Here is a 24,015-nt window from a genome sequence, read left to right as displayed (position 1 = left end):
AGGGGTCGCGGTAGTCGGGTACGGCAAGAGGAGGCGGATCGCTGGTTCGCACGTACATGACAAGCTGCTCGTCCGGCGCCACCTGCCCGGCGAGCTCACGAGCCGCCGGTAGACCGGCGCCGGCTCCCTCGTCGAGCCAGGAGGGAGCGTCGCCACGCGCCGCCACCCCAGGGAAGAGCCACTTCACCACCCTGACCACCCGCCGCCAAGGCGCCTCCGCCCGTTCCCAGAAGGCATCGGCCAAGTCCTCAGCCGCTATTGGCGGGAGGATCAATGCCACGGCCAACGCCAGCACCGCGACGGGAGCCGCCAGGGCAATGACCCGGGCCCCCAGGGCCGAATCATCGAGGGGACCATGGGGGCCGAGCTCGTCCCGCAGGCGCCACAGCCGGGTCTGTACCAGCAGGGACAGGGACAGTGGCACGAACGCCACCAGGTGGCGCCAGCCGCCCAGGCCGAAGAACGTGTTGGCCGCCAGCAATACGCCCACCGGCAGCACCGCCGCCATGGCCGCCCGCAAGCGCACTGCCGCCCACCCCATCCACAGGCTGGCCGTCCACATGGTCCAGCCGGCGGCCACTAGAGGGGCCAATGGGTCATCATTGGAGCCGCCCAGCCACACCACCGTCGCCCACCACTGCAACCGGCGTACACCCTGCATCAGACGCCCCAGTGCTTCGGCCGGGTGGGAGAACACCCCGCCTGCTGCCAGCAGCGACAGGGCCATGCCCGCCAGGAACGCCCCCAGCCACGCCCAGGCAGAAGTGCGCCGGGACCGCCCCAATGCGAGGCCCAGAATCCCGGCGATGCCGGTGACGGGCGCTAACAGCTCCATCCCCGGCACCCATCGGCTCTCAGCTAGGGCCAGAGGGAGCATCACGGCTAGCGCCACCACCGCCATGTCGCCCAGCCGTCCCTGCGCGTGAGCCAGAGCCTCCTCGGCCATGGCAATCAGGCCGCTGTTCCTATGCATGGCCCGCCTCGCGATCCGGGTGCCCTTTGCTCGGTGAGCCCCATGCGGCCGGCGCAGCCAGGCCCCATCGCTCGCTGCGTCGGAGGGCCGCCCGCCGCCGCTTCTCCCGACTGCTTAGGGCGACGAATTCGTATTCGCGGTCCAGCACCCAGTGTCGGACCGCCATGCGGCCCAGGACTGCGCTCAGCTCCTGGGCGCCTCGTTTGCCACCGAAGGATACGGCATCGAGCAGGAGAACCGACGGCCTTGATCCCAGGCGTCGAAGCAGCTCCACGCCCGCTGGCAAGCTCTCACACTCGCTGCTGGCCACGACCACCACCCCAGCTCCGCCCCCTAGCCCCCAACGCTCGGCGTGTAGGACCTGGGACAGAGGCCAGGCTCCCTTCGCCCTGATGGTGGCCAGCCCCCGCATGAGCTTCCAGTACTGCTCCTCTCCCTTGGCCGGGGGCAAGAACACCCGACCGCCGCCGTAGGCAAGCAGCCCCACTGCCTGCTCCCGCCCCAGGCCGCGAGCGACGATGGCCGTCGCCGCCAGCACGGCGTATTCCTCGGTGGACTCGTGATCCTGACCGGCCTGCGTGCGTGCCTCCATGTCGAGCACGACCCACAGGTCGCCGGCCGGCTCCAGATCGAAGTCCTTAACCATCAGGTCGCCCACCCGCAGGGTGGTGGGCCAGTGAATGTGGCGTGGTGGGTCGCCTGCCGTGTAGTGCCGCACCCCGGCAGCGGTCACCGTCTGCTCCACCGAGCGCACCATGTGACTGCGCTCTCCCGCCGACCTTCCCTTGTCCGGAGCCACCTCTGGCGCCCGACCCACAGGTGGGTACACCAGCAGGTCCACATGCGCGTTCGATCGGGCGGTAACCTGGTAGAGCCCAAAAGGATCACCGGTCGTCGCTTCCCAAGGCCCCAGACGGAATTGCCCCCGCTGCAGACAGAGTCCCCCTGCCTGCCAGCGCACCTCTGACTGCGGGCCCACGCCCAAGGCGGTGCTCACCGAGTAGCCGGGCAGGTCGGAGTTGTCGCGCAGCTCGAGCCAGGGCATGGGGAACACAGAGGTATTGACCAGGCGGAAGTCTTCGACCAACCGGTCGCCCACTCGAATGAGGGAGCTACCGTACCGACGCCCCAATCGCACTCCGCGGCTCAAAGAACGGGTCCACAGATAAGAAACCAGCTGAACGCACCCAAAGGAAACTAGCAAAACGAACCAGATACGCGAGGGCACAAACAATGCCAGCAGAGCAAGGAGCACCAGCAACGCCCCCAGCAGCCGAGCCGAAGCACTCGCTCTGGGTCTCGAGTCGAATCTCAGGGTAGACAGATGTGCGTCTGTGGTCGGGTCCGCCGGCCTCGGTGAAAACACTTCCTCACCCGTTACCTGACAGTGCTGCAGGTAAGTCTATCAGAGGCCGGTGCCAAACAACCAGAAATGGGCCCCACGACTCGGGCCGGCGCTCGCCTACGCGACGGCAGCGATGACCCGCCGCCGCCATCCCCCTTCCAGGAGTGGGCTCACAGATACGGTGATCCGGCTGCGGGGCCACTCCGGCGCATCAGGCTCTCACCGACAGCGAGGCCTGCAAAGCCTGCGCCGCTCCCGACAGCCCCAGGGCCGTCCAGCCGGTGGTCTCCATAGCACTGAAACCTCGGTCGTAGTCCGCCCCCAGCCCACAGTTCCAGGCGGCAAAGCTGCCGGTTCCCGTCTGGGTGGCGGCTATGCCGCGTGACGCCGAAACGAGGCTCGGCCACAGCTCCTCTCGGCTTGCCGGCACTGCCCACCCAGCCAACGCTAGGCCCTCCGCCAAGACACCCAGTGCCGGCAGAGACATGAGGGAGGCATTCCAGCGCTGAATCACACCGATGTAGCCCAGCAGAGGTCGAAGCCAGCCCCCGGAGGCGTCGGCCAGATGTAGTTCGGCCAGAAACGCCAGGGCCATGCCCAACTGATGCGTCTCGCCCGCAGTCTGCGAGAAGTCCAGGTAGCGAGCTTGCGGCTCTCGGTCCCGCCACCGGGTCAGGAGGGCCGAGCTTGTGCTGTCGTAGGTGAAGTAGAACCGGCCCTCGGGGTCGGGCTGCATGTAGAGCATCTCCGCCAGCAGCTGGGCAGCCTGCCGAGCTCGCTCGTGCCAGGAGAAGCGAAGCGCCACCCTTCCCCCCCACGCCGTGGTGAACGCCTCCACCAGACCGTGTCCCTGGCCCGGATCCATGTCGAAGAAGCCGCCGCTCCGGTGCTGATAGGAAAGCAGCCTCTCGATGGCCTCCCGGGACAGCAGGTCGGCCCGCCCCGCACGGGAAGCCGCCAACAGCAGGCAGGCGGAGCGCACGAAGCTGCGCTGCCTCTGCCGCTCCGGCTCATCCAGCAGATGGAACTCGCCTGGGCTGACCATCCACCGACGCACGGCGTAGTCCAGCAACCGCGCCGAGGTCTGGAAGTCCCCTTGTGTGACAGACGCCAACACCCCAGCGTAGCCATCGCCGAGCGCGGGAGACGGTTGGGCTCGTTCCGCCTCAGCCAGAAGAGCCGACTCCGCCCAACTGGTGGCCCGGCGTGCCGCCTGGGCACACCAGCAGCCCAACATCCCGACCTCGGCTGCCGCTACTGCCACTACAGCGCTCCCACGAAGTCTTCCGGGTCGTCAAGGAAGTGGCAGAACTCTACGTACACCGCCGCCGACCAGCCATAGTCCCGGATGGGAGCAACGCCCGTGTTTCGCTTGCGCGACAGCGCAGCGGGGGAGCGCCGACCTTCCGGGTCGTAATACTCGAAGATGCAGCCCTCCTGATCATACCAGCGCGCCACTTCGGCGACGGTCCGCTCCGCCAGCGCCAAAGCCTCGTCGCGGCACCCGTAGTGGAGGAGACCCTCGACGACCAGGTAGTTCAGGTTCAGCCAGGTCGGGCCTCGCCACATATCGTCGTCGTAGCTGGGGTGGTCGGCTGCCACACTGGGCACAGGGAGGGCGCGCCAGAAGCGGCCTGGGTCACAGAGCGATTCCACCAGCCTTCTCGCCCGCTCGGGGGTCGGCACGCGCGCGTAAAGGGGAGTGAAGGAGGCCACCGAGGGCACATCCACCCACTCCCCGTCGAGGCGGTCGAGATACAGCCCGAGGTCGTCACTCCACAGCTTTGCTTCCATCAGGCGCCGGTGGCTTTCTCGCAGGCTGAGCCAGGCGAAGGCGTCTTCTCCCCGCCCCAGGATGGCGGCGAAACGGGCCATGGTGGCGCACTCGGCCGATAGCATGGCGTTGAAGTCCACCGCCGCCTGATTGCCGGGACGGTCGAACCGAGGGGAGTTGTCCATGCCCGACTCCCCGCAGTGGCAGAGCTCGGACTCAAGGTCCTTGCGCCACTCCAGTAGCCCGTCCCGGTCGGCATCCCGGTGCTCGAGGTCCCAGCCCAAGTAGGCAGAGAGGCGGGGGTAAGCCCACTGCAGAAACTCACGATCCTCACGGACGCGGTAGGCCTTCCAGCAAGCCCAGGCCAGTACCGGCGGCTGGGTGATAGTCGAACGCTGCTCATCGCCCGGCCCCATGACGTGGGGGATGAAGCCGTCCTCTCGCTGCCGGCTGAGCACAGCCGCCAGAGCTTCCTGAGCCAGCATTCCGGAGAGCCGCCTGAGCCCAAGAGAGTGGAAAGCCGAGTCCCACAGCCACATATGCCGGTGGGGCCAGCGATCGGGCGTTGTCCAGCGCACATTGAGGTCGTCCTGGGCCGAATAAGTGTTGCACTTGAGGACCGAACAAGCCTTGAGGTAAGCCCGGCGCTCGGCATCATCTCCCCAGGCAGGAGGTGTCAGTACGCGCAGGAACGCCAGCCGAGCCTCTGCCACTTCCTCTGGCGAGGCCCAGAGACCGCGCCCCGCTCGGCGCGCGGCATCATCGGCATCCAGACCGAAAGCGCAGGCGAAGCGATCGTCCTCCAGACGCACGGAGACCGCCCCCGGCGGGTCGTCAAGGAAGGACCTGGCTGCGGCCACGGGGGATAGCGCCGGACTGGGACCCCGGCCCACCAGAGTGAACTCATCCAGGAAGGCGCAAGTCAGGAACGGCTTCTCCTCGGTCTCCCGAAACAGCACCAGAGCGTCGCCCGTCACCACAGACCGCCGCCGGTCCAGGACCGCAGGGCTTTCCGGCCAGTAGAGTGCGCAGGGAGGCTGGACGTGGAAATGCACCCCAATTCGGTCTGGCAGCAACGACCCCACGAAGGGTCGGTAGTAGTCGGTTCGACCGTCGACACCCGAGAAGGCAAACAGCCCGTCCCGCGCCCAGACGCTCGGGAGGATGATCGTGCTCACGGCAGCTCCTCTGGTGTTAGTGCCATGCTGCCCCTTATCGAGGGGTCAGCGCGGGGGGTACCTGAGTGTACGCGCCGCGGCCCTCCGGGGTCAACCGCCGTTCTTGCCCTTCCTGGGGGCCATGCGGCCGTTACGGCCAAGCCAGAGCGCCTGGGAGCATGGGCGCGGCGCCCGCCATGCGGCCGCGCCCGCCGGCCCATGGCGGTTGCTCACTGTCCTACGCTACGTCAACCGCAGCCCGAAGCGCCGCAGCACTCCGTCGAGGCGGCAGGTGAGCTCCAGCAGTCCTTCCTCTGACGACGACTCCCCCCGAATGGTAAGGAGCGGCTCCGTGATGGAGGGCCGCACTAACACCCACTGCCCCTCCCACTCCAGCGTCAAACCAGCCGGCTGACGCTGAGCTCCCGCATCGGGGAAGGCCTCCACCAGGGCCTCCAGCACCCGGTCAACCGCTCCAACGAAGGGGAGACGCAGTTCCGTCAAGGTGTAGCCTCGAGGCAGGTCAGCGGCCAGCCGACTCAGTGGCCCCTCCCGCGCCACCAGCCGGCAGATCCTCATCGCGGCATAGAGCCCATCGTCTCCCCCCAGCTCGGCAAAGAAGTAGTGCCCGCTGATCTCGCCGCCGAAAGCGGCGCCGTGTTCCAGCAGCTGGGCCCGAATCAGAGCGTGGCCAGGGTAGGACCACACCACTCGCGCTCCCCGCGCTTCCAGGGCGGCTGCTAGCCGGCGTGAGGCGCGCACGTCTAGAATCACGGGCGCTCCCGGAGACCTGCCCGAGGACTCCAGGGCGAGCAACGCTGCCGCGACGTCGCCGGGCACGACGGAGCCGGCCTCGTCCACGAAGACCACCCGGTCGCCATCTCCATCGAAGGCTACGCCGAGCTGAGCGCCGGCCTTCGCCACCTCGGCTGCTAGCTGGGCCAGCGCCCCATCCACCGTGGGATCGGCGCCCCGGGCAGGGAAGCCACCATCTGGACCACCGTTGATCTCCACCACTTGGTGACCGGCCTGGCGCAGGGCAGCGGCAGCTACGCCGCAAAGGCAGCCGTTGCCTGGGTCCACCACCACCCGCAAAGCATCCCCCTCTCCGGACAGGCCCACCACCGCCTGGCAGTAGCGGTCCAGCCACGGAGCGAGAGGCGCCACCGGCGGCGGCCCTGATCGCACCACCGGCCGGTCCAGCAGGGCCATCGCGCGCGCCTCCAGATCGCGGAGGTCGCTCTCAGAGGGCGGCCGGCCCTGGCGACCGAGGATCTTCAGCCCGTTGTAGACAGGAGGGTTGTGAGACGCCGTCACAACCAGGGTGAGGTCAGCGCCCAACTCCCGGGCCACGAAGTAAGCGATCGGGGTGGCCGCTGGGTGCAGGACAGTCGCCCAAGGACAGGACAGACCCTCCCACACGGCTTCCAGGAGGGCAGGCGTGCTAGCCCGCAGGTCGCCCGCCAGCACCACGATAGAACCCTGTGGATACTGCCCGGCGAAAGCCGCCCCGATACCCCGGAAGAGCCGCTCGTTGACAACCTCGGGATATGGGCCGCGCACGTCGCACGGCTTGAAGGCGCTAGTGAGACCCATAATGTCCGTTGCCGGCCAGGCCGTCGCACCGCGCTAGTGTGGAGGCTCCGTCGGCAGCCGTCAAACAGGACCGCTCACAGGGACCGAGCCGGGGAGGGTAGCTCCCCGGCTCGGTCCTTCGGCCCCGTTGGTAAACCTGCGGGCGAGCTAACGGCCCATGGCCTCGGCAGTATAGCCGGTGACGAACACGTAGAACGATTCTGCCTCCTCGAAGTGCTCGGGGAAGTAGCCCTCGAACTCGGTCTTCTCCCCTGGCCTCAGAGGGACATCCAGCTCGATCCAGTCCAGCGTGGCGTTGATCACCTTGCCTTGGGCATCGTAGAGGGTGGAATAGACGGCCAAGCCCATGAATTCCAGGTCTGTCTGATTGACGACAACGCCGCGAATGTAGAACACGCTCCCTTCGATGGACGTCTCCGCTTCGGTCACCGTGAGCTCCACGTCCGGCGAAGGCTCGTCGGTGATCCAGAGGAGGATCTCATAGTCGGTGATGCTCTCCACATCCACGTCCCCAAGGTCGGAAGCCCACACTGGAATCCAGAAGCTGCTCTTCTCACCCGGTGGGATGACCGGTCGGTCGAGGTAGTAGGTGAAATCGCCCTCGACCTGGTTGCCGTCAGCGTCGTACAGCCGAGCCTCGACGAGGATGAGCGTGTCGAGAGTCTGGTCAGAGACGTTGACCGCCTCGCCCACCACGCTGATGTCGCCGTTCTCGGTGATCCAGCCGGCATGGCTGGTGATCTCGAGGATGCCGTCACCCGGAATGAGCCCCTCGGCCTCCTTCTGGCCCGTCGCACCCGCTTCCACTGGGTATCCGGTGACGAACACGTAGAACGATTCGGCTGTCTCGAAGTGATCCATGAAGTAGCCCTCGAAGTCCATCGTCTCGCCCGGCAGCAGCGGCTGCTCAGGCGTGATGAAGTCGAGGGTGGCGTTCACCACCTTCCCGGCGGCGTCGTACAGAGTGCTGTAGACGCTCAGCGATCCGATGCTGAGGTCGGTCTGGTTCTCCACTTCTCCTCGGATGTAGAAATAGCCGCCTTCCTCCACCGCCTCGGCGCTCTTCACCACCAATTCGACGTCAGGCGAAGGCTCGTCGGTCACCCAGAGGGTGAGCTCGTAGTCGCCCACTGCCTGGGGATCAACGCCGCCCAACTCGTCCTCCAGAATAAGCACCCAGAAGCTGCTCTTGTCCCCAGGGGCGATGACCGGACGGTCCAGGTAGGCACCAAAATCTCCCTCGATCAGGTTGCCTTCCAGATCCCACAGCGCAGCCTCGATGGACACCACTGTGTCTATGGTGATATCGGAGACGTTGAGCACCTCGCCGACGATGGAGATGTCGCCCTCGTCGTCCACCCAGGCGGTGTGGCTAAGGAACTCGAAGACGTTCTTCGCCTGCGCCTGCCCCTCAGCCGCCGGTCGCTTGACGCCGCCACTGGCACCCAGGCCGGTCGCAGCAGGGCTGGTGGCAGTAACCCCCGGAGAGGCAGCCGGCTCGGCTGTCGGCGTCGCCGTTGCCGGAACGGCGGTGGCTGTGGGTGGTACCGGGGCATCCGTGGCCGGCACGGGAGTATCGGTAGGTGGAACCGGGGTGTCCGTGGCCGGCACCCGAGTATCGGTAGGCGGCACCGGTGTGGCGGTCGGGGGCAACGAAGTCGCCGTCGGCTCTCCCCCCAAGCTGAAGTTGAACCCGCACCCCAAGAGCAGTAGACCCAGGACTACAACTAGCGCCACGACACGCTTGCTACGCATACGCCGACTCCTCGGTAGGTTTGGAGCATACCCTTGCCCCTGCGACCGGCAGGTGCCCTGGGGCAACTGCCCGTGGATACACGCTCTCCGGCCGGGCCGGTTGCGCCGTAAGTTTCGGCAACCGGCTCCGGATTCTTTAGCTCCGCTCCGCCAGGTGCCCGGCAGCCACGACTCCCGCGGCTACGGGCAAAGGCCGGGTGGTAACCACTGGTACTCCCGTGCCGGCCACCGAGTCCACCACTACCTCATGCATGCGCACCGGCGCCCGCAGCCTGGCCTTCCGGAGCTCCGCCAATGCCGGAATCAGACGGTCCTTGGGGATCGCAGTCAAGGTGCGGACCGGGACGACGGGTAACGTTCCGCCCTCCACCCCGACCGTCGTAGTGAGCACTCGCCTGGGATCCGCCACCTCGGCCCGGCCGTAGGCCACACCGCGCCGGCAGGCACTTCCGTGCACCTCCACACTGTCCTGTAGAACACGCACCTGCAGCGGACAGCCACGAGGACAGCTGGTGCAGATGATCTCGCGGGTTGCGGGTGCAACGCCCTGGCCCCCGTCAGACTGCGAACCGGAGGATCCACTCACCCCTCGCTCACCTCCACCAAGACGTCATCCTCTGGGCGCAGAGCCCTAGCCGCCCGCGGGCTCAGACGCACTCCTATCATCTCCCCCGGCCGGGCATAGTCAAGCCGCTTTCGGATCAGAGTCTCGCCGTTGGCCGACACCGTCACGCGGCAGGTAGCCTCGATGGGCCGGCGCACCCGTATAGCCAGTTCCGGCCGGCTCCGGACCGGAAGACGTAGCCTCTGGGGCACGACCGACCGCACCCCCCTTCCGGCCACAACCCGCGACCATGACCGCGGCTCGGGCCCCTCCAGTACGTACCGGGCCGCCTCCCTCCCGGCTAGCTCCCCCGCCATAGTGACGTCGTCCGCCAGATCATGCACCTGCACTACGTTGCCAGCGGCGAACAGCCCCGGGACCGTGGTCTGCATCCCGTCGTCCACCAGGGGCCCGCCCGTGACCGGGTCCAGCTCCGCCCCCAGCATGCGCGTCAGCTCATTCTCCGGTATGAGGCCCACAGAGAGGAGCAGGGTGTCGGCCGGCACCAGCACTCCCGTCTCCGGGCGGGGACAGAGGGCCTCGTCTACCTGGCACACTGTCACCCCGGTGAGGCGCCTGTCGCCGTGAATCTCGGTCACGGTGTGGCCCAGGTAGAGGGGCACGTCGTAGTCCTGGAGGCACTGGACGTAGTTCCTTCGCAGGCCCGACAGGTAGGGCATCAGCTCGTACACGCCCACCACCTCGGCCCCCTCCCACGTCAGCCTCCGGGCCATGATCATGCCAATGTCGCCGGACCCCAGAATGGCAAAGCGCTTGCCGGGCAGGTAGCCGTCAATGTTGACCAGCCTCTGGGCGGTTCCGGCCGTCATCACCCCGGCAGGGCGCGTGCCGGGGATGGCGATGGCCCCCCGCGTCCGCTCCCGGCAGCCCATGGCGAGCACGACGGCGCGCGCCCTGATCCGCACCAGCCCCACCGCCGGCCCGCTCACCCAGAGGGTGAAGCCTTCATCCGGGTGATCGTCGGTTCCGCGCCGGGCCTGCACCACCATGGCCTCGGTGAGACAGCGCACGCCATCCAGTTGGTCGAGCCAGCGGTAGGCGTACTCCGGCCCGGTCAGTTCCTCGCCATACAGCTTGAGGCCAAAGCCGGGGTGGATGCACTGCAGTAGCACCCCGCCCATCTCGCGGCTGCGCTCGACGATGGTGGTGCTGGCCCCGGAGGCCTGCGCCGCCGAGGCGGCGGCCAGCCCGGCCGGGCCCGAGCCCACGACCACCACATCGCAAGCCTCCTTCCTCACCCGCACCTTCCCCGGCACGCGCCCGTAGTGCCCATCAGCACCTCCGAACCGGTCCCGCTCTTGGTGACCTCGCAGGGGGCGATGCCGAGCTCTCGGGCAAGGATCTCCACCACGTAGGGCAGATCAAACCCACCCTGACACCGTCCCGCCCCTACCCGCACCCGCTTCTTGATGGCGTCCAGCGTCCGGGCGGGAATGGGCGATCTGATGGCCGCCACGATCTCCCCCTCGCTCACTTCCTCACAGCGGCAGACGATGCGTCCGAACGCCGGATCTCGGGCCACCAATTCGGCCCTGACCTCCGGCGGCATCCCGGCCAGCCGAGGCGGCGGCTCGCGGATGGGGTCGAAGCTCGGGTCGGGCCTCAGCTTGAGGCCGGCCTCGCCCAGCAGAGCCACGGCCCGGCGGGCGATGGCCGGCGCCGCCGTAAGCCCGGGTGATTCGATCCCCGCTAGGGTGATCAAGCCCTGCGGTGATCGTTCGCCGCGGATGATGAAGTCGCGGGCACCGGCGGGCCGCGAGCCGGCAAAGACGGCGATGCACTGCCGCAGATCCAGCGAGGGCACCATCCGCACCACCTGGCGCTCCACCTCCGCCAGCCCCTCGCCGCTGACCGCCGGGTGCTCGAGCTCGTGAGTGGGCAACGAGGTGGGCCCCAACAGCACGTTGCCGTCCACCGTAGGGGTCACCAGGATGCCCTTGGTCACCGGGGTGGGGATGGGGAAGAGGACGTGTCGGACCAGAGGTTTGCCCCCGGATCGCTCCCCGTCGAGGCCACTGGAGCAGACCGACCGATCTAGCACGAAGTAGTCCCCCCGGCGCGGGTGTATGGTCAGGTCGGTGATGCCCACCATCCGCATCACCCGGTCAGCATGGGCGCCGGCGGCATTTACCAGGAAACGGCAGCCGAAGTCGCCGCGGGTGGTGCGCACCCCGGCGACCCCATCCTGCTCCACGATGATGCCCGTGACCTCCGCTTCCAGCAGCACCTCGGCCCCATTGGCCACCGCGTTCTCGGCTGCCGCGATGGTGAGCAGCATAGGGTTGACGATGCCAGCGCTGGGGGACAGCAGCGCGGCCACAGCCTCTTCGGACAACGCTGGCTCCGCCTCCCGCAGTCTGGGCCCGCGCAGTATCTCTAGGCCGCGCTCTCCGTTGCGCTCACCCCTGGCCCGGAGCGCGCTCAGCACTCGCACCTCCCTCTCCCGGAAGGCCACAGTCAGAGCGCCCACCGGCATGAAAGGCACCCCCAGTTCTCGGCAGAGCTGAGGCATGAGGCGGTTGCCCTCAAGACACAGGCGGGCCTTATTGCTGCCCGGCTTGGGCGAGAGGCAAGCATGCACGATCCCGGAGTTCGCCTTGCTGGCCCCGCTGCATACGTCGGACCCCTTCTCCAGGACCAATACCCGGGCCCCGTAGCGGGTTAGCTCCCGGGCACAGAGGGCCCCGACAACGCCCGCGCCCACCACTATGACATCGTATCGCTTCACGTCCGTAAGGGCTTCCCAGTTCAATGAGTGGGCCTCAGCCCGCTACCATCTTCGGGGCTGAGGCCACAGTCACTCGACAGTCGCGCTTGCGCGGCTGTATCAGGCCATGATTTGAAGCCGCTGCCAGGTCACCGCCATCTCCGGTTGTTCGCCGGCGAAGTACCGGGCCATGTCTTTGGCAATGGCCTCTACCAGGCGGCCCCGAGACTCCTCGCTGGCCCCGGCCATATGCGGGGTGAGGAACACATTGGGCAGGTCCCGCAGCGGGCTATCGGCCGGTAGAGGCTCCTGGCCGAACACATCTAGGACAGCGCGTATGCGCCCCGTCTTCAGCTCCTCGATGAGAGCCTCCTCATCCAAGACCCAGGCGCGAGCGTTGTTGACTATGAGGGCCCCATCCTTCATGGAGCGGAAGTGCTCCGCCCGCAGCATCTTCTCCGTCTCCGGAGTCGTGGGGGCGTGAACCGAGACGATGTCGGCAGTAGACATCAGTTCCTCCAGCCCCACTTTCCTCGCCCCTAGCTGGGCCGCCCCCTCCTCGCTCAGGTAGGGATCGTAGACCACTAGATCGCAGTCCCATGGGCCGAGCAGCCGCATCACCTTGCGCCCCACCATACTGGCGGCGATGATCCCCACCCTCTTGAAGTAGAGCTCGTGCCCCCAGCCGTCCTCGGGTCGGCGCCAACCCCGCTCCACTTTCATGCGGTGCTCGTACTTGTACAGGTCGCGCTGTGCGCTCAACATGGCCCACAGCGTATACTCCGCCACTGAGTCGGCTATCACGGGGGCGGCGCTGAGCACCACGATGCCGCGGTCATAGCCCTCCTTGGGCATGAGATGCTTCACGCTGCCGGCTGCGTGTCCCACAATGCGCAGTGAGTGGGCGGCCTGTAGTAACTCTGGGCTGAAGGCAGGAGACCCCCACGAGGTCACCACCGCCTCCGCTCCGGGCAGAAGCTCGGCCAACTGCTCGGCGTTCAGGTTCTCATCGGTCTCGTTCCAGATCACCTGTCCGAGGCTCTCCAGGATAGAGCGCGCCCGCTCGGAGAGGATGTCGGCCGAGAGGGGACGGGGTGGCAGGTACAGGATCTTGCGCCTGGTCATGGTGCCGCCTAGAGGCAACTGGCGAGGATATCGTCCGCCAGCGCCATCGTCTTAGCCGCGTCCGCGAAGCCGCATTCGGTCTCGATGCCCTCCTTGACGCAGTCGATGAAGTGGCGGCTTTCGCCGAAGAACCCGTACACGTGGTGCCTTTCCTGGCTCTCCGCCGCTTCCTCGGCCCCGATAGTGAGTGTCTCCTTGCCGGCGCGGTACACCACCGCCTGGCCACCCGGGTCTGGGTTGACGAAGGCTCCGAACCCGGGCGCGTGCAGTTCGAAGGTGTGCACGCGGCCGCCCGAGTCCCAGTTGGTGAGCAGGACGCCCGTGCCCCCGTCCTCGAAGTCCATCACCGCCAGCCATCGGTTCAGCCTGGGGGAACCGCTGGCCCCCACGTCTGAGGCCACCGCCCGCACGTCTCCCCCCATCCAGCGCAAAGCGTCTACCGCGTGGATGGCATCGCAGTGCAGGCAGTCGATGACACCGTTGTAGTACAGCGCTTCCGGCTGCGCCTTGTAGAAGGTCGACACCGCCAGGTTCAGCGCTCCCGCTTCTCGCTGCATATCCCGCACCCGGGTCATCAAGGGGATGAAACGCCGGTTGAACCCGACCAGAGTGGTGCAGCCCTTCTGGGCCGCCCAGTTGGCCAGCTCCATGGTCTGAAACGTGGTGACAGCCGGCGGCTTCTCCACGAACACATGCTTGCCCTGCTGCAGGCAGTAGACCGTGATGTCGAACAGGTGATGTGGTGGCATGAGCACATATACCGCGTCCGGGTTCTCCTTCTCGATCATCTCCCGGTAGTCCGTGTAAGTGCGGCGAATGCCGAACCGGCGGCTCGTCTCTTCCAGCTTCTGCGGTACCAGGTCACACAGGGCCGCCATATCCACATCATCCATCTCGGCTAGCGATGGATAGTGGACCGAGTTCGCCATGCTGCCAGCACCGATAAGGGCTACTTTCACTTTCTCCATCTGACGGCCTCCTCAGTGGCCCCGTTTCGTCATCGAATCCCGCACCTGGGCCATATCACCCTGTGCAGGTCATGCTTCCCAGGCGGGGTGCTCGCGGTGGTTCGGGCCTGAGCGCGCATGCTAGCATAGGGACCGGAGGGCGGCAAAGGGCATTTGCCGATCGCCCCACCCCATCATATACTGCCGCGACAGATGACCCGAGTCAGATAGGTGGCAGTAGCTGGGCCAATGCGACGACGAGCGCGCGCGACGACTGCAGTCCGGAGTCTCGCCTTTGGGAGCCTTCCCAAAGGCTTTTTCGTGCCACCCGCGCTCCGCATGGGGATGAGGCTAGGAGGGAACCATGGCGAACCCGCTCACCGGTAGAGACGTCATCGAGATCCCGGATCTGACCAGGGAGGACGTCCACCTGATCGTGGCCACGGCCCGCGACTTCGAGGAACGCCTCCAGCGCGAACGGGTGATCCCTCTGCTCGAGCAGTACATCCTGGCCACGCTGTTCTACGAGCCCAGCACCCGCACCCGGCTTTCCTTCGAGGCAGCCATGCACCGGCTGGGCGGCCGGGTCATTAGCGTGGCCGAAGTGACCAGCAGCTCCGTGTCCAAGGGCGAGTCCATCGATGACACCGTCCGGACCATCGAGCAGTACGCCGACGTGATCGTCATGCGGCACCCCGAGGCCGGAGCCGCTCACGTGGCCGCGGCCGCCATCGGCATCCCCCTGATAAACGCCGGGGATGGAAGCCGCAATCACCCCACCCAGGCCCTTCTCGACCTGTACACTATAGAGAAGGAGAGGGGTTCGGTGGACGGCCAGACCATCGCCCTCGTGGGGGACCTGAAGTACGGCCGCACCACTCACTCCCTGGCAGAGGCGCTGGTGCATTACCAAGTGCAGCTGCTCCTGGTGTCGCCCGCCGAGCTGCGTATGCCCGAGCGCGTGCTGCAGCAACTGCAGCGGGCAGGGGTGGAATACCGGGAAACGGAGGATATCGAGGAGGCCGTGCGCCAGGCCGACGTGCTCTACCTCACCCGCATCCAGCGCGAGCGCTTCCCTTCGCCAGCGGACTACGACCGGTTCCAGGGCGTATTCCACGTGGACCCGGCGCTCGCCGCTCGCTCCCCCCGCAATGCCACCGTCATGCATCCCCTCCCCCGAGTGGATGAGATCTCGCACCAGGTAGATGCCTTGCCACAGGCGGCCTACTTCCGCCAGGCCCGCAACGGAGTGTACGTGCGCATGGCCCTCCTGGCCCTCGTCCTCGGCGCAGTCTGAGGTGGCGCCGTGAGCTACTTTGGACGAGTTAGAGAGCGGGCTGAGAGGCTCGACTCCTGGGTCTGCGTGGGGCTCGACCCGGTGCGAGAGAGGCTCCCCTCGCTCCTGAGGGACCACGACGACGGTATGTTTCGGTTCCTGAGCGACATCGTCGCGGCCACCAGCGATGTCGCCTGCTGCTTCAAGCCCAACCTCGCCTTCTACTTGGCTGAGGGTGCAGACGGGGTTCGCAGCCTGGAGAGACTGCGCCACGTCATCCCGGAAGAAGTGCCGGTCATCCTGGATGCCAAGGTGGGCGACATAGGGACTACCGCCGCCGCATACGCACGCGCGGCCTTCGAGGTCTGGGGTTTTGACGCACTGACCGTCTCCCCCTACGTGGGCGACGATGCCGTGCTGCCCCTCGCTGCCTATGCCGACAAGGGCGTATACGTTGTGGCCCGGACCTCCAACCCGGGGGCTGCCCGCCTCCAGGATCACTACGCCCTGTGGATGAAAGTGGTGGAGGCGGCCACAGACTGGAACGAGAACGCGAACATAGGATTGGTGGTGGGCGCCACTCGCTCCCACCAACTTCGTGCCGTTCGCCGGGCCTCCGCCGACCTGCCCTTCTTGGTGCCCGGGATAGGCACCCAGGGTGGCGACCTCGGGGCGGCCTTGCAGTGGGGACCAACCGCCGCCGGCGACCCGCCAGTCATCAACGCCTCTCGTAGCATCATCTTCGCCTCGCAGGGGCCCGACTACGCTTCCGCCGCCCGAGAAGCCGCCATGCGCTTGCGGGACGAAATCCGCACCCTTCGTCGGGGGAGGCCTGGGTGAACGACTCTCTCCGTCGCCTGGTTGACGGGCTGCATTGCCTGGGCGCCATCCAGTTCGGTCAGTTCCAGCTCAAGTCGGGCCTCATGTCGCCCATCTACGTGGACTTGCGGCTGGTGCCCTCTTCTCCTGCCCTGCTTAGGCAGGTGGCACACGCCCTGGCCGAGGTGGCCGGCGCTCTCCAGTTCGACCGTATCGCCGCCATCCCGCTCGGAGGCCTGCCCATCGGCACGGCCCTTGGCCTGGAGATGGGCCGCCCTCTCATCTATCCCCGCCCGCAGGCGAAGGAGCACGGTGCCAGGCGCACTGTGGAGGGCATCTACCAGGCCGGCGAGCGGGCCCTCGTAGTGGATGATCTGATCTCCACCGGTGGGGCGAAGCTGGACGCCATACGCCAGCTCGAGGGCGAGGGACTGCGCGTGCACGACGTCCTGGTGCTAATTGACCGCCAGCAAGGAGGGCGCGAAGAGCTGGCGGCAGCGGGCTACACCCTGCACTCGCTCTTCACGCTCCGGGAGATGGTGGGGGTCCTGGAGGTCTCGGGGCGCATCAGCGCCGAGCAGGCAGCCACCGTGCGCGATTACCTGGCGAGGGGCGGGTGATCTCACCGGAGCAGGTGGACCTATCCACCGAGATCTGCGGGGTGCGGCTGGCCAACCCGACCATCCTCGCCTCCGGCGTACTGGGGCTGAGCGGCGACGTGCTGGCCCGAGTGGCCCGCTCCGGTGCCGGTGCCGTGGTGACCAAGTCCTGTAGCCTCAAGCCACGGGTGGGGCACCCCAACCCGGTGGTGGTGGACTATGGGGCCGGGGTGCTCAACGCGGTGGGGCTGGCCAACCCAGGGGTGGAGGCTATGGTGGCGGAGATACGGCGGGCGCGAGAGATGCTGGCCCCCGCCGGTGTCCCCATCATCGCCAGCATCTTCGCCAACTCCATCTACGATTTCGGCACCACGGCCCGGTACATCTCAGAGGCTGAGCCCGACTTGATCGAGGCCAACATCTCCTGCCCCAACGTGGAGGAAGAGTTCGGCCAGATCTTCTCCTCCACCCCGTATGTGGCTGGCCAGGTCACCCGTCGGGTCAAGAGCTCCACCAGGATACCAGTCATCGTCAAGCTATCCCCCAACGTACCCAGCATCGCGGACGTAGCCCGGGCCGTCGTCGCTGCCGGCGCGGACGCCATTAGCGCCATCAACACCGTTGGCCCCGGCATGTTGGTAGACGTGGAGACGGCCACGCCGGTGCTGTCCAACCGGGTGGGCGGGATGAGCGGCCCGGCCATCCGACCTCTGGCCATCCGCTGCGTGTACGACATCTGCGCTGCTGTGTCCGTTCCGGTGATCGGCATAGGAGGCGTCAGCGACGGGCGCGACGCGGCGGAGATGATCAGCGTGGGCGCCTGCGCTGTCGGCGTGGGCACGGCGGTGTACCGGCGGGGGATCGAGGTATTCGGGCTGATCACGGAGGAGCTCAGGCAGCTGATGGCCCGCATCGGCCTGGGTAGCCTGGCCGATCTCCGGGGACGGGCCCTCCCCGAGGGTGCCCCGGGAAAGGGAGGGCGCCGCGCCCGATGATCCCCCAGATCGCGCATATCACCCGGGTGATCCAGGAAAACCGCACCGTCCGGACGTTCGAGCTCGACACATCGCTGGAGGCCGAACCGGGGCAGTTCCTCATGCTCTGGCTCCCGGGCGAGGCGGAGAAGCCCATCAGCATCATGGATCCGGACCCGCTGACGGTCACAGTCTCTCGCGTGGGCCCTTTCTCCTCCGCCCTGCATCGTAAGCAGGTGGGTGACCCCGTGGGATGGCGAGGTCCCTTCGGCCGCCCCTTCACCGTCCAGGGAAGCCACCTCCTGCTAGTGGCCGGCGGCTACGGTGCCGCGCCCCTGCACTTTCTAGCTCGGCGCGCCTGCGAAGCCGGCATCGCCACCACGCTTGCCATCGGCGCCCGTACCGCCGAGGGGCTGGTCCTGGTGGAGCGCTTCCGCCAGATCGGGTGCGCCACCGTACTGGCTACCGAACGAGGTGACGCAGGGCACCAGGGGTTGGTCACTGAAGCCGTGGTGAACGACTTGACTCGCTACGACCGGGTGTGCGCCTGCGGGCCGGAGCCTATGCTCTACGCCGTCGCTCGGATGTGCTGGGAGGCGGGAGTACCGGCGCAGGTCAGCCTGGAGCGATACATGAAGTGTGGCTTCGGCATCTGCGGCCAGTGCGCCATGGGCGACAAGCTCGTGTGTAGGGACGGCCCTGTGTTCGATATAGAAGAACTGAGGGACAACGAGGATTTCGCCCGCTTCACTCGGAACGCCACCGGGAGGAGAGTGCCGCTGTGAGCACCGGTCTGCGCCTTTTGCGCGGTGGGCTGGTGGCGACGCCCGAGGGCGTGATGCCCGGCGACATCCTGGTGCAGGGCGAGTGGATCGTGGCCGTCGGGCCGGATCTGGAGGCGAGTGGAGCCACGGTCGTTCACTGCGGGGGGCTGGTGGCTCTGCCCGGCGCGGTGGATGCCCACGTCCACCTCCGCGAGCCCGGTGCCGAGCACAAAGAGGACTTCACCACCGGCACTCGCGCCGCCCTGGCCGGGGGCTACACCACTGTCCTGGACATGCCCAACTCACCCGTCCCTACTTCCTCTCTCTCCGCCTTCGCCGCCAAGGCCGACCTGGCCCGCGCCAAAGCCTGCTGCGACTTCGGGCTCTTCTTCGGGGCCACGCCCGCTAACATGGGTGAGGCGACCGAGGTCGCTGGAGCCGTGGGCCTGAAGCTGTACATGGGTTCGTCTACGGGCGACCTCCTGGTGGCCGATCTGGCCCACCAGTACCGCCATTTCGCGAGCTACCCCCGGGATCGAATCCTGGCAGTGCACGCCGAAGACGAGGAGGCCGTGCGTACCTTCAGCGAAGAGGAGCGGCGCCCGCCCATCTGCGCCGAACTGGCTGTGGCTCGCGCCATCGCCCTGGCCCGGCGCACGGGCCGCCGCCTGCACGTCTGTCACGTGAGTACGGCGGCCGAGCTCGATGCCATACGCCTGGCCCGCGCCCAGGGCTTGGCGGTGACGTGCGAGGTCACCCCCCATCACCTCTTCCTCAACCGGACCGACGAAGCTCGGCTGGGACCGCTCGCGCTCATGAACCCTCCGCTCCGTTCTCCGGAGGACCAGGAGGCACTGTGGGAGCGGCTGGATGAGGTGGACATAGTGGCCAGCGACCATGCTCCCCACACCCTGGAAGAAAAGTCTGGCTCCCTTCCACCGGCCGGGGTGCCCGGCCTGGAGACTACCCTGCCACTGCTGCTGGATGCTGTTGCGGGGGGCCGACTGTCCCTCCCTCACCTGGTGCGGCTGACCGCCGCCCGGCCCGCCGCCTTGTACCGGCTGCCTCACAAGGGCCGGCTGGCTCCCGGATACCACGCCGACATCGCCCTGATCGAGCTCCAGTCTGAAACGGCCCTGGGCACAGATCTCAAGACGAAGTGTGGCTGGTCCCCATTCCAGGGCCGGCGGGTGCGAGGACGCATAGTTCGCGTCATCCTTCGCGGCGAAGACGCGATGGTTGAGGGAGAGCTCCTGGCCGACCCCGGCCGAGGCCGGCTGGTCACTCCGCGGCCTTCGTGAGCGGCGACCTGACCATGGCGCTGGGCACCCTCGTCAGCATCTTCGTGGCCGCCTTCACCCAGGGAGTGACCGGCTTTGGCTTCGGAATGGTCGCCATGGCCCTGCTGCCCTTCTTCACCCACGCGCGCGACGCCTCCATCCTCATCGGCATGTTCAGCCTGGTGACCACCAGCTTCGTCCTGTTCAGCGTCAGACGCCACTTCCACTGGCGCGATCTGCTCCTGCCGGTGCTGGGCATGTTCGGCGGCATTCCGCTCGGGGTCTACGCCCTGGTGATCCTCGATGAGACCATCATCCGCCGTCTGGTGGGCGTGGCGATACTAGTGGCCTGTCTGCAGATGTTGGCGCCCAGGCTGCGCTCCGCCCGGCTCGCGTCCTGGCCCTGGGCCCTCGGGGCTGGCTTCGCCAGCGGCATCCTTGGTGGTGCGTTCGGCATCGGCGGCCCGCCGGTCATCGCCTATGCCTCCATCCAGAACTGGGAGAGCGCCCGCTACAAGGCCATGCTCTGCTCCTTTTTCGCCGCCTCCAACCTGTACCGGGTGATCATCATGCTGGGCGCCGGCCTCATCACCTCCAGCATCGCCACTCGCTTCGCCCTGGGCCTGCCCGTCCTGCTGCTGGGGGTCGTAGCAGGCATCAGGACCTACGGCCGCCTCTCGGTCGCCGCCTTCCGCCGAGTCGTCATCGGCACCCTGGCCGTACTTGCCTTGACGCTGCTGTTCCTGTAGGGCATACAGCGAAGCGGGGCATGGCATCACGCAGGGAGGATGGTATGAACAATGTGCTGGAGTCGTTCCGGCTGGACGGACGCGTCGCCTGCGTCACCGGAGCCGGTCAGGGGTTGGGGGAAGCCATGGCCATAGCTCTGGCCCAGGCCGGGGCCGACCTGGTCCTGGTCGACCTACGCCGGGACACGGCTCAGGCCGTGGCCCAGCGCATCCAGGACGAGGGCCGGCAGGCGCTGGTGGTCCAGGCGGACGTCTCCGATCCCGACCAGGTGCGCCGGGCCCGGGAGGCAGCCGAGGAGCGGTTCGGGCGGGTGGACATTCTGGTGAACAACGCCGGCATTAGCCGCCGCGCCCCCTCCATGGAGATGAACCCGGCCGACTGGCAGGCCGTGATCGGCGTGAACCTCACCGGCGTGTTCCTCTGCTGCCAGGCCTTCGCCCGGGGCATGGTTGAGCGCGGCTACGGCAGGATCATCAACACGGCTTCGATGTCGGCCCTGATCGTCAACCGCGACGTGCCCCAGGCACCCTACTACGCCTCCAAGGCAGGTGTCGTCATGCTCACCAAAGCCCTAGCCGCCGAGTGGGCCCCTCACGGCGTCACGGTCAACGCCATCGCCCCGGGCTACATGCGTACTCCCCTCAACGAGGGCTTTCTAGCCGATCCTGTCCGGGCGGCCCAATGGACAGACGCCACGCCAATGGGGCGCATCGGTGAGCCGACCGATCTGGCCGGCGCCGTGGTGTACCTGGCCTCGCCGGCCTCCGCCTTCGTCACTGGCCACACCTTGGTCGTGGATGGCGGCTTCACGCTGTGGTAGGTTGCCGCTGCCGCTGCCCGTGTGCTAGCATGGCGGCGGCTTCGGAGAGTCACTCGCCTGCGTCGGCGCCTTCAGGGGGTCTTATCCTTGCCTCTCGGTGAGTACGTACGCATAGCCCGCCAGCGAGGTTGGATCGTTGTGCTGACGGCGGTGTTGGGAGCCGTAAGTGCTCTCGTGTTCAGCCTCACCCAGCAGCCCGTCTACCAGTCTACCATTCGACTCAACGCCCTCGGCGCCCGGCCGGATATGGGCCTCTCCCAGACGGTCAAGAGCATGCTGCGCAACTACGCCGGGCAGATCCGGTCCCACGATACCGCCGTGGCTGCCCTCCGAGACATGCCCGAGCCTCTCGACCTCACGCCGGAAGCCCTTCTGGCCAAGGTGAACGTGCAGGCAGTCGAGTCCGACTTGCAGCTGGTCATCGAGGTAGAGGATCCGGACCCCGTCATCGCCAACATGATCTGCCAGCAGATGGCAGAGACTTTCATCTGGAACATCCAGGCATTCAACGATCGGCTGGATCAGCGCGATCGGGTGAACGTCTTTACGTCGGGCCCTGCCACTCCTGGTGTTAAAGTCCGCCCCCAGAAGAAGATCAACACGCTGGCTGGCGGCATCCTCGGGGGGGTGGCGGGACTGGCTTTGGTGGTGGTGCTCGAGTGGCTGGACACCGGCTACATCCGACGGCCCGAAGACGTCATCCGCGACACGGGCCTGCCCCTTCTTGGCCTTGTGCGCACCCAGGATCAGGGGTCGGTAGGCTTAGCCGAGCGGGCGCTCGGCCCGACGGCCGGCCTGTGGGCAGTGCCCCTCCTGGGCGGCATAGCCCTGGGGGCGCTGGTGACCAGCCTCGTCTATCTCGTCTTCTAGAGCGGGAAGGTCAGCCCATGGACAAGCCACGGTCGCCGGAACTGGTGATGCTGAATGCTCCCGCCTCTCCCCGCGCGGAGGCATTCCGGGTGCTGCGGGCCCGTCTCGACCGGGCGATGCCTAAGGGCTCCTCGGGCACGGTGCTGGTGACCTCACCCACGGAGGCCGAGAACAGGCATGCCGTGGCTGCCAACTTGGCCCTAGCTCTGGCCGAGACAGGAACCACCGTGGTTCTAGCCGACCTGGACCTGCACGCGCCGCGGCTGCACGACCTGCTCGACCTGCATGACGGACCGGGGGTGCTGCAGTGCCTCGAATCCGGAACGCCGGCCGAGACCTGCCTCCAGCCCGGCCCCCTTCCGTCGTTGTCGGTGATCGGCGCCGGAGGAGGAGCGGAGGTACCTGCCCGGCTTCTGGGGTCCCCGGCGATGTCGCGCCTGCTGGCCGAGCTTGGCTCGGGGCGAGCGGTGGTGCTGGCCGGCCCGCCGGCACTGCCGGCCGCGGACGCCAGTTTGCTCTCCGGGATGGTGGACGGCGTGATCTTGGTGACCACGGCCTACCGCACCCGCCGCTCTGCCGTTCGTGACGCGCTTGCGCGGCTTGAGGGTACAGGGGCCAACCTAATCGGGGCAGTCCTCGACGGCTTCAGCGGCCCGTAGCTTGACCTCGCCGGCCGAGCGCAGCGTTCGTCGGTCACCCACTGCTCAGTTCGCCGGCAAGAGCGTAGAGGGACGGCGCTCTTCTGAGTGCCCCCCGGGAGGCATAGCAGTGAAAGCCCTCATCCTCAGTGGTGGCCGTGGGACGCGACTGCGTCCCATTACCTATACCAGCGCCAAGCAGTTGGTGCCCGTTGGCAATCGCCCAGTGCTCTTCCGGGTCATAGACGCCGTCGTGGACGCTGGCATCACCGACCTGGGCATCGTGGTGGGCGACACGGCCCCAGAGATCCAAGCGGCAGTGGGCGATGGCTCCCGCTGGGGCGCCCGCGTCACCTACATCCACCAGAGCCAACCCCTGGGCCTGGCCCATGCCGTCAAGGTGGCAAGAGACTTCCTGGGCCAGTCGCGTTTCGTCATGTTCCTGGGCGACAACGTCATCCAGGGTGGCATCCGCGATCTCATCCGTCAGTTCTCGGAGAGCAACTGGAATGCCCAGGTAGTCCTAAAGCGGGTGCCTGACCCACGTCAGTTCGGCGTCGCTGAGCTGGCCGATGGCCGCATCGTGAGACTGGTGGAGAAGCCGCCCAACCCACCTAGTGACCTGGCCCTGATCGGCATCTACATGTTCGACCACAACATCCTGGACTCGGTGGAGAACATCAAGCCCTCCTGGCGGGGCGAGTTGGAGATCACCGATGCCATCCAAGATCTGATCGACCGCGGCCTGGCAGTGTACCCCCACGTGCATGAGGGATGGTGGATAGATACCGGCAAGATGGAGGACCTCCTTGACGCCAACCGCCTCATCCTGGACGACCTTGTCCCCTCCGTCCAGGGCTTCGTGGACAGCGACTCCCAACTGATCGGCAAGGTCGTGATCGAGCAGGGGGCAGAAATCATCAATAGCGTCATTCGGGGCCCAGCCATCATTGGGGAGGAGTCGCGCGTGATCAACTCCTACATTGGCCCCTTCACCAGCATCTACCATCACTGCGAAGTCCGCGACAGCGAGATTGAGCACAGCATCGTTATGGAGGGCTCCCGCATAGACGGAGTGAACCAGCGCATCGAGGATAGCGTCATCGGCCGCAACGTCGAGGTCACTCGCTCTCCGCTCAAGCCCAAGGCCTATAAGGTGACTCTGGGCGATAACAGCCGCGTGGGGCTGATCGGCAAGTGAGCGCCAGCAGGGTGGCGCGG

22 protein-coding genes are annotated in these 24,015 nt (G+C 67.1%); 11 read left to right on the top strand and 11 right to left on the bottom strand.

Annotated features, from left to right (window positions below; genetic code table 11):
- From HPY83_05105 to HPY83_05055, 11 genes are all read right to left on the bottom strand, one after another.
- On the bottom strand, positions 1-973 hold a 973-nt coding region (locus HPY83_05105; protein NPV07328.1), incomplete at its 3' end, for a hypothetical protein.
- A complete protein-coding gene (locus tag HPY83_05100; GenBank protein NPV07327.1) occupies positions 966-2,105 on the bottom strand; it encodes a DUF58 domain-containing protein in 1,140 nt (379 codons plus the stop codon). The genes HPY83_05100 and HPY83_05105, both read right to left, overlap by 8 nt.
- A 424-nt stretch (positions 2,106-2,529) precedes the next feature.
- Positions 2,530-3,582 carry a hypothetical protein gene (locus HPY83_05095; GenBank protein ID NPV07326.1) on the bottom strand — a complete coding sequence of 351 codons (1,053 nt, stop codon included), beginning with the start codon at positions 3,580-3,582 and terminating at the stop codon, positions 2,530-2,532.
- Positions 3,582-5,270, bottom strand: coding sequence for a hypothetical protein (locus HPY83_05090; protein NPV07325.1), 1,689 nt, complete (start codon positions 5,268-5,270; stop codon positions 3,582-3,584). The genes HPY83_05095 and HPY83_05090 overlap by 1 nt, the downstream gene beginning before the upstream one ends.
- Positions 5,271-5,492: 222 nt before the next feature.
- Entirely contained in the window at positions 5,493-6,845 is a 1,353-nt protein-coding gene (locus tag HPY83_05085; protein NPV07324.1) for a hypothetical protein, read from the bottom strand.
- A 147-nt stretch (positions 6,846-6,992) separates the two neighbouring features.
- Entirely contained in the window at positions 6,993-8,600 is a 1,608-nt protein-coding gene (locus HPY83_05080) for a hypothetical protein (protein NPV07323.1), read from the bottom strand.
- A 136-nt stretch (positions 8,601-8,736) separates the two neighbouring features.
- Positions 8,737-9,186, bottom strand: a complete 450-nt coding sequence (locus tag HPY83_05075; GenBank protein ID NPV07322.1) for a DUF1667 domain-containing protein — start codon at positions 9,184-9,186, stop codon at positions 8,737-8,739.
- Positions 9,183-10,463 (bottom strand): FAD-dependent oxidoreductase, encoded by a 1,281-nt coding sequence (locus tag HPY83_05070; GenBank protein NPV07321.1) that lies wholly within the window; start codon positions 10,461-10,463, stop codon positions 9,183-9,185. The genes HPY83_05075 and HPY83_05070 overlap by 4 nt, the downstream gene beginning before the upstream one ends.
- Positions 10,460-11,977: an NAD(P)/FAD-dependent oxidoreductase gene (locus HPY83_05065; GenBank protein ID NPV07320.1), complete on the bottom strand. Its 1,518-nt coding sequence runs from the start codon at positions 11,975-11,977 to the stop codon at positions 10,460-10,462. Before HPY83_05065 ends, HPY83_05070 begins: the two co-directional genes overlap by 4 nt.
- Positions 11,978-12,052: 75 nt before the next feature.
- Positions 12,053-13,057, bottom strand: a complete 1,005-nt coding sequence (locus tag HPY83_05060) for a hydroxyacid dehydrogenase (GenBank protein ID NPV07319.1) — start codon at positions 13,055-13,057, stop codon at positions 12,053-12,055.
- A gap of 8 nt (positions 13,058-13,065) precedes the next feature.
- Positions 13,066-14,025, bottom strand: a complete 960-nt coding sequence (locus HPY83_05055) for a Gfo/Idh/MocA family oxidoreductase (GenBank protein NPV07318.1) — start codon at positions 14,023-14,025, stop codon at positions 13,066-13,068.
- A gap of 343 nt (positions 14,026-14,368) precedes the next feature.
- On the opposite strand from HPY83_05055, the gene pyrB reads away from it, so the two are divergent.
- From pyrB to HPY83_05000, 11 genes are all read left to right on the top strand, one after another.
- Positions 14,369-15,301, top strand: coding sequence for an aspartate carbamoyltransferase (gene pyrB, locus HPY83_05050; GenBank protein NPV07317.1), 933 nt, complete (start codon positions 14,369-14,371; stop codon positions 15,299-15,301).
- 9 nt (positions 15,302-15,310) lie between these two features.
- Positions 15,311-16,120: an orotidine-5'-phosphate decarboxylase gene (gene pyrF / locus HPY83_05045; protein ID NPV07316.1), complete on the top strand. Its 810-nt coding sequence runs from the start codon at positions 15,311-15,313 to the stop codon at positions 16,118-16,120.
- A complete protein-coding gene (gene pyrE, locus HPY83_05040; GenBank protein NPV07315.1) occupies positions 16,117-16,719 on the top strand; it encodes an orotate phosphoribosyltransferase in 603 nt (200 codons plus the stop codon). Before pyrF ends, pyrE begins: the two co-directional genes overlap by 4 nt.
- Positions 16,716-17,693, top strand: coding sequence for a dihydroorotate dehydrogenase (locus HPY83_05035; protein NPV07314.1), 978 nt, complete (start codon positions 16,716-16,718; stop codon positions 17,691-17,693). Before pyrE ends, HPY83_05035 begins: the two co-directional genes overlap by 4 nt.
- Complete coding sequence (locus HPY83_05030) at positions 17,690-18,457, top strand: dihydroorotate dehydrogenase electron transfer subunit (protein ID NPV07313.1); 768 nt, start codon at positions 17,690-17,692, stop codon at positions 18,455-18,457. The genes HPY83_05035 and HPY83_05030 overlap by 4 nt, the downstream gene beginning before the upstream one ends.
- Entirely contained in the window at positions 18,454-19,737 is a 1,284-nt protein-coding gene (locus HPY83_05025) for a dihydroorotase family protein (GenBank protein NPV07312.1), read from the top strand. The genes HPY83_05030 and HPY83_05025 overlap by 4 nt, the downstream gene beginning before the upstream one ends.
- Positions 19,734-20,465, top strand: a complete 732-nt coding sequence (locus HPY83_05020; protein NPV07311.1) for a sulfite exporter TauE/SafE family protein — start codon at positions 19,734-19,736, stop codon at positions 20,463-20,465. The genes HPY83_05025 and HPY83_05020 overlap by 4 nt, the downstream gene beginning before the upstream one ends.
- Before the next feature lie 44 nt (positions 20,466-20,509).
- On the top strand, positions 20,510-21,286 hold the full coding sequence (locus tag HPY83_05015; GenBank protein NPV07310.1) for a glucose 1-dehydrogenase: 777 nt from the start codon (positions 20,510-20,512) through the stop codon (positions 21,284-21,286).
- Positions 21,287-21,373: 87 nt separating this feature from the next.
- Positions 21,374-22,156: a hypothetical protein gene (locus HPY83_05010; protein ID NPV07309.1), complete on the top strand. Its 783-nt coding sequence runs from the start codon at positions 21,374-21,376 to the stop codon at positions 22,154-22,156.
- Positions 22,157-22,173: 17 nt separating this feature from the next.
- Entirely contained in the window at positions 22,174-22,815 is a 642-nt protein-coding gene (locus HPY83_05005; protein ID NPV07308.1) for a CpsD/CapB family tyrosine-protein kinase, read from the top strand.
- Positions 22,816-22,924: 109 nt separating this feature from the next.
- Positions 22,925-23,995 carry a glucose-1-phosphate thymidylyltransferase gene (locus HPY83_05000; protein NPV07307.1) on the top strand — a complete coding sequence of 357 codons (1,071 nt, stop codon included), beginning with the start codon at positions 22,925-22,927 and terminating at the stop codon, positions 23,993-23,995.
- The last annotated feature ends 20 nt before the right edge of the window (positions 23,996-24,015 follow it).

It is taken from the genome of Anaerolineae bacterium (assembly GCA_013178015.1).
Classification (GTDB): Bacteria; Chloroflexota; Anaerolineae; order DRVO01; family DRVO01; genus Ch71.
This window is presented reverse-complemented; position numbering and strand designations above follow the sequence as displayed.

What these genes read in the sequence shown, in the direction of transcription:
- HPY83_05015 (NPV07310.1), top strand. Translation starts at nt 20,510, where the DNA reads ATGAACAATGTGCTGGAGTCGTTCCGGCTGGACGGACGCGTCGCCTGC.
- HPY83_05005 (NPV07308.1), top strand. Translation starts at nt 22,174, where the DNA reads ATGGACAAGCCACGGTCGCCGGAACTGGTGATGCTGAATGCTCCCGCC.
- HPY83_05060 (NPV07319.1), bottom strand. Translation starts at nt 13,057, where the DNA reads ATGACCAGGCGCAAGATCCTGTACCTGCCACCCCGTCCCCTCTCGGCC.
- pyrB (NPV07317.1), top strand. Translation starts at nt 14,369, where the DNA reads ATGGCGAACCCGCTCACCGGTAGAGACGTCATCGAGATCCCGGATCTG.
- HPY83_05085 (NPV07324.1), bottom strand. Translation starts at nt 6,845, where the DNA reads ATGGGTCTCACTAGCGCCTTCAAGCCGTGCGACGTGCGCGGCCCATAT.
- HPY83_05055 (NPV07318.1), bottom strand. Translation starts at nt 14,025, where the DNA reads ATGGAGAAAGTGAAAGTAGCCCTTATCGGTGCTGGCAGCATGGCGAAC.
- HPY83_05030 (NPV07313.1), top strand. Translation starts at nt 17,690, where the DNA reads ATGATCCCCCAGATCGCGCATATCACCCGGGTGATCCAGGAAAACCGC.
- HPY83_05080 (NPV07323.1), bottom strand. Translation starts at nt 8,600, where the DNA reads ATGCGTAGCAAGCGTGTCGTGGCGCTAGTTGTAGTCCTGGGTCTACTG.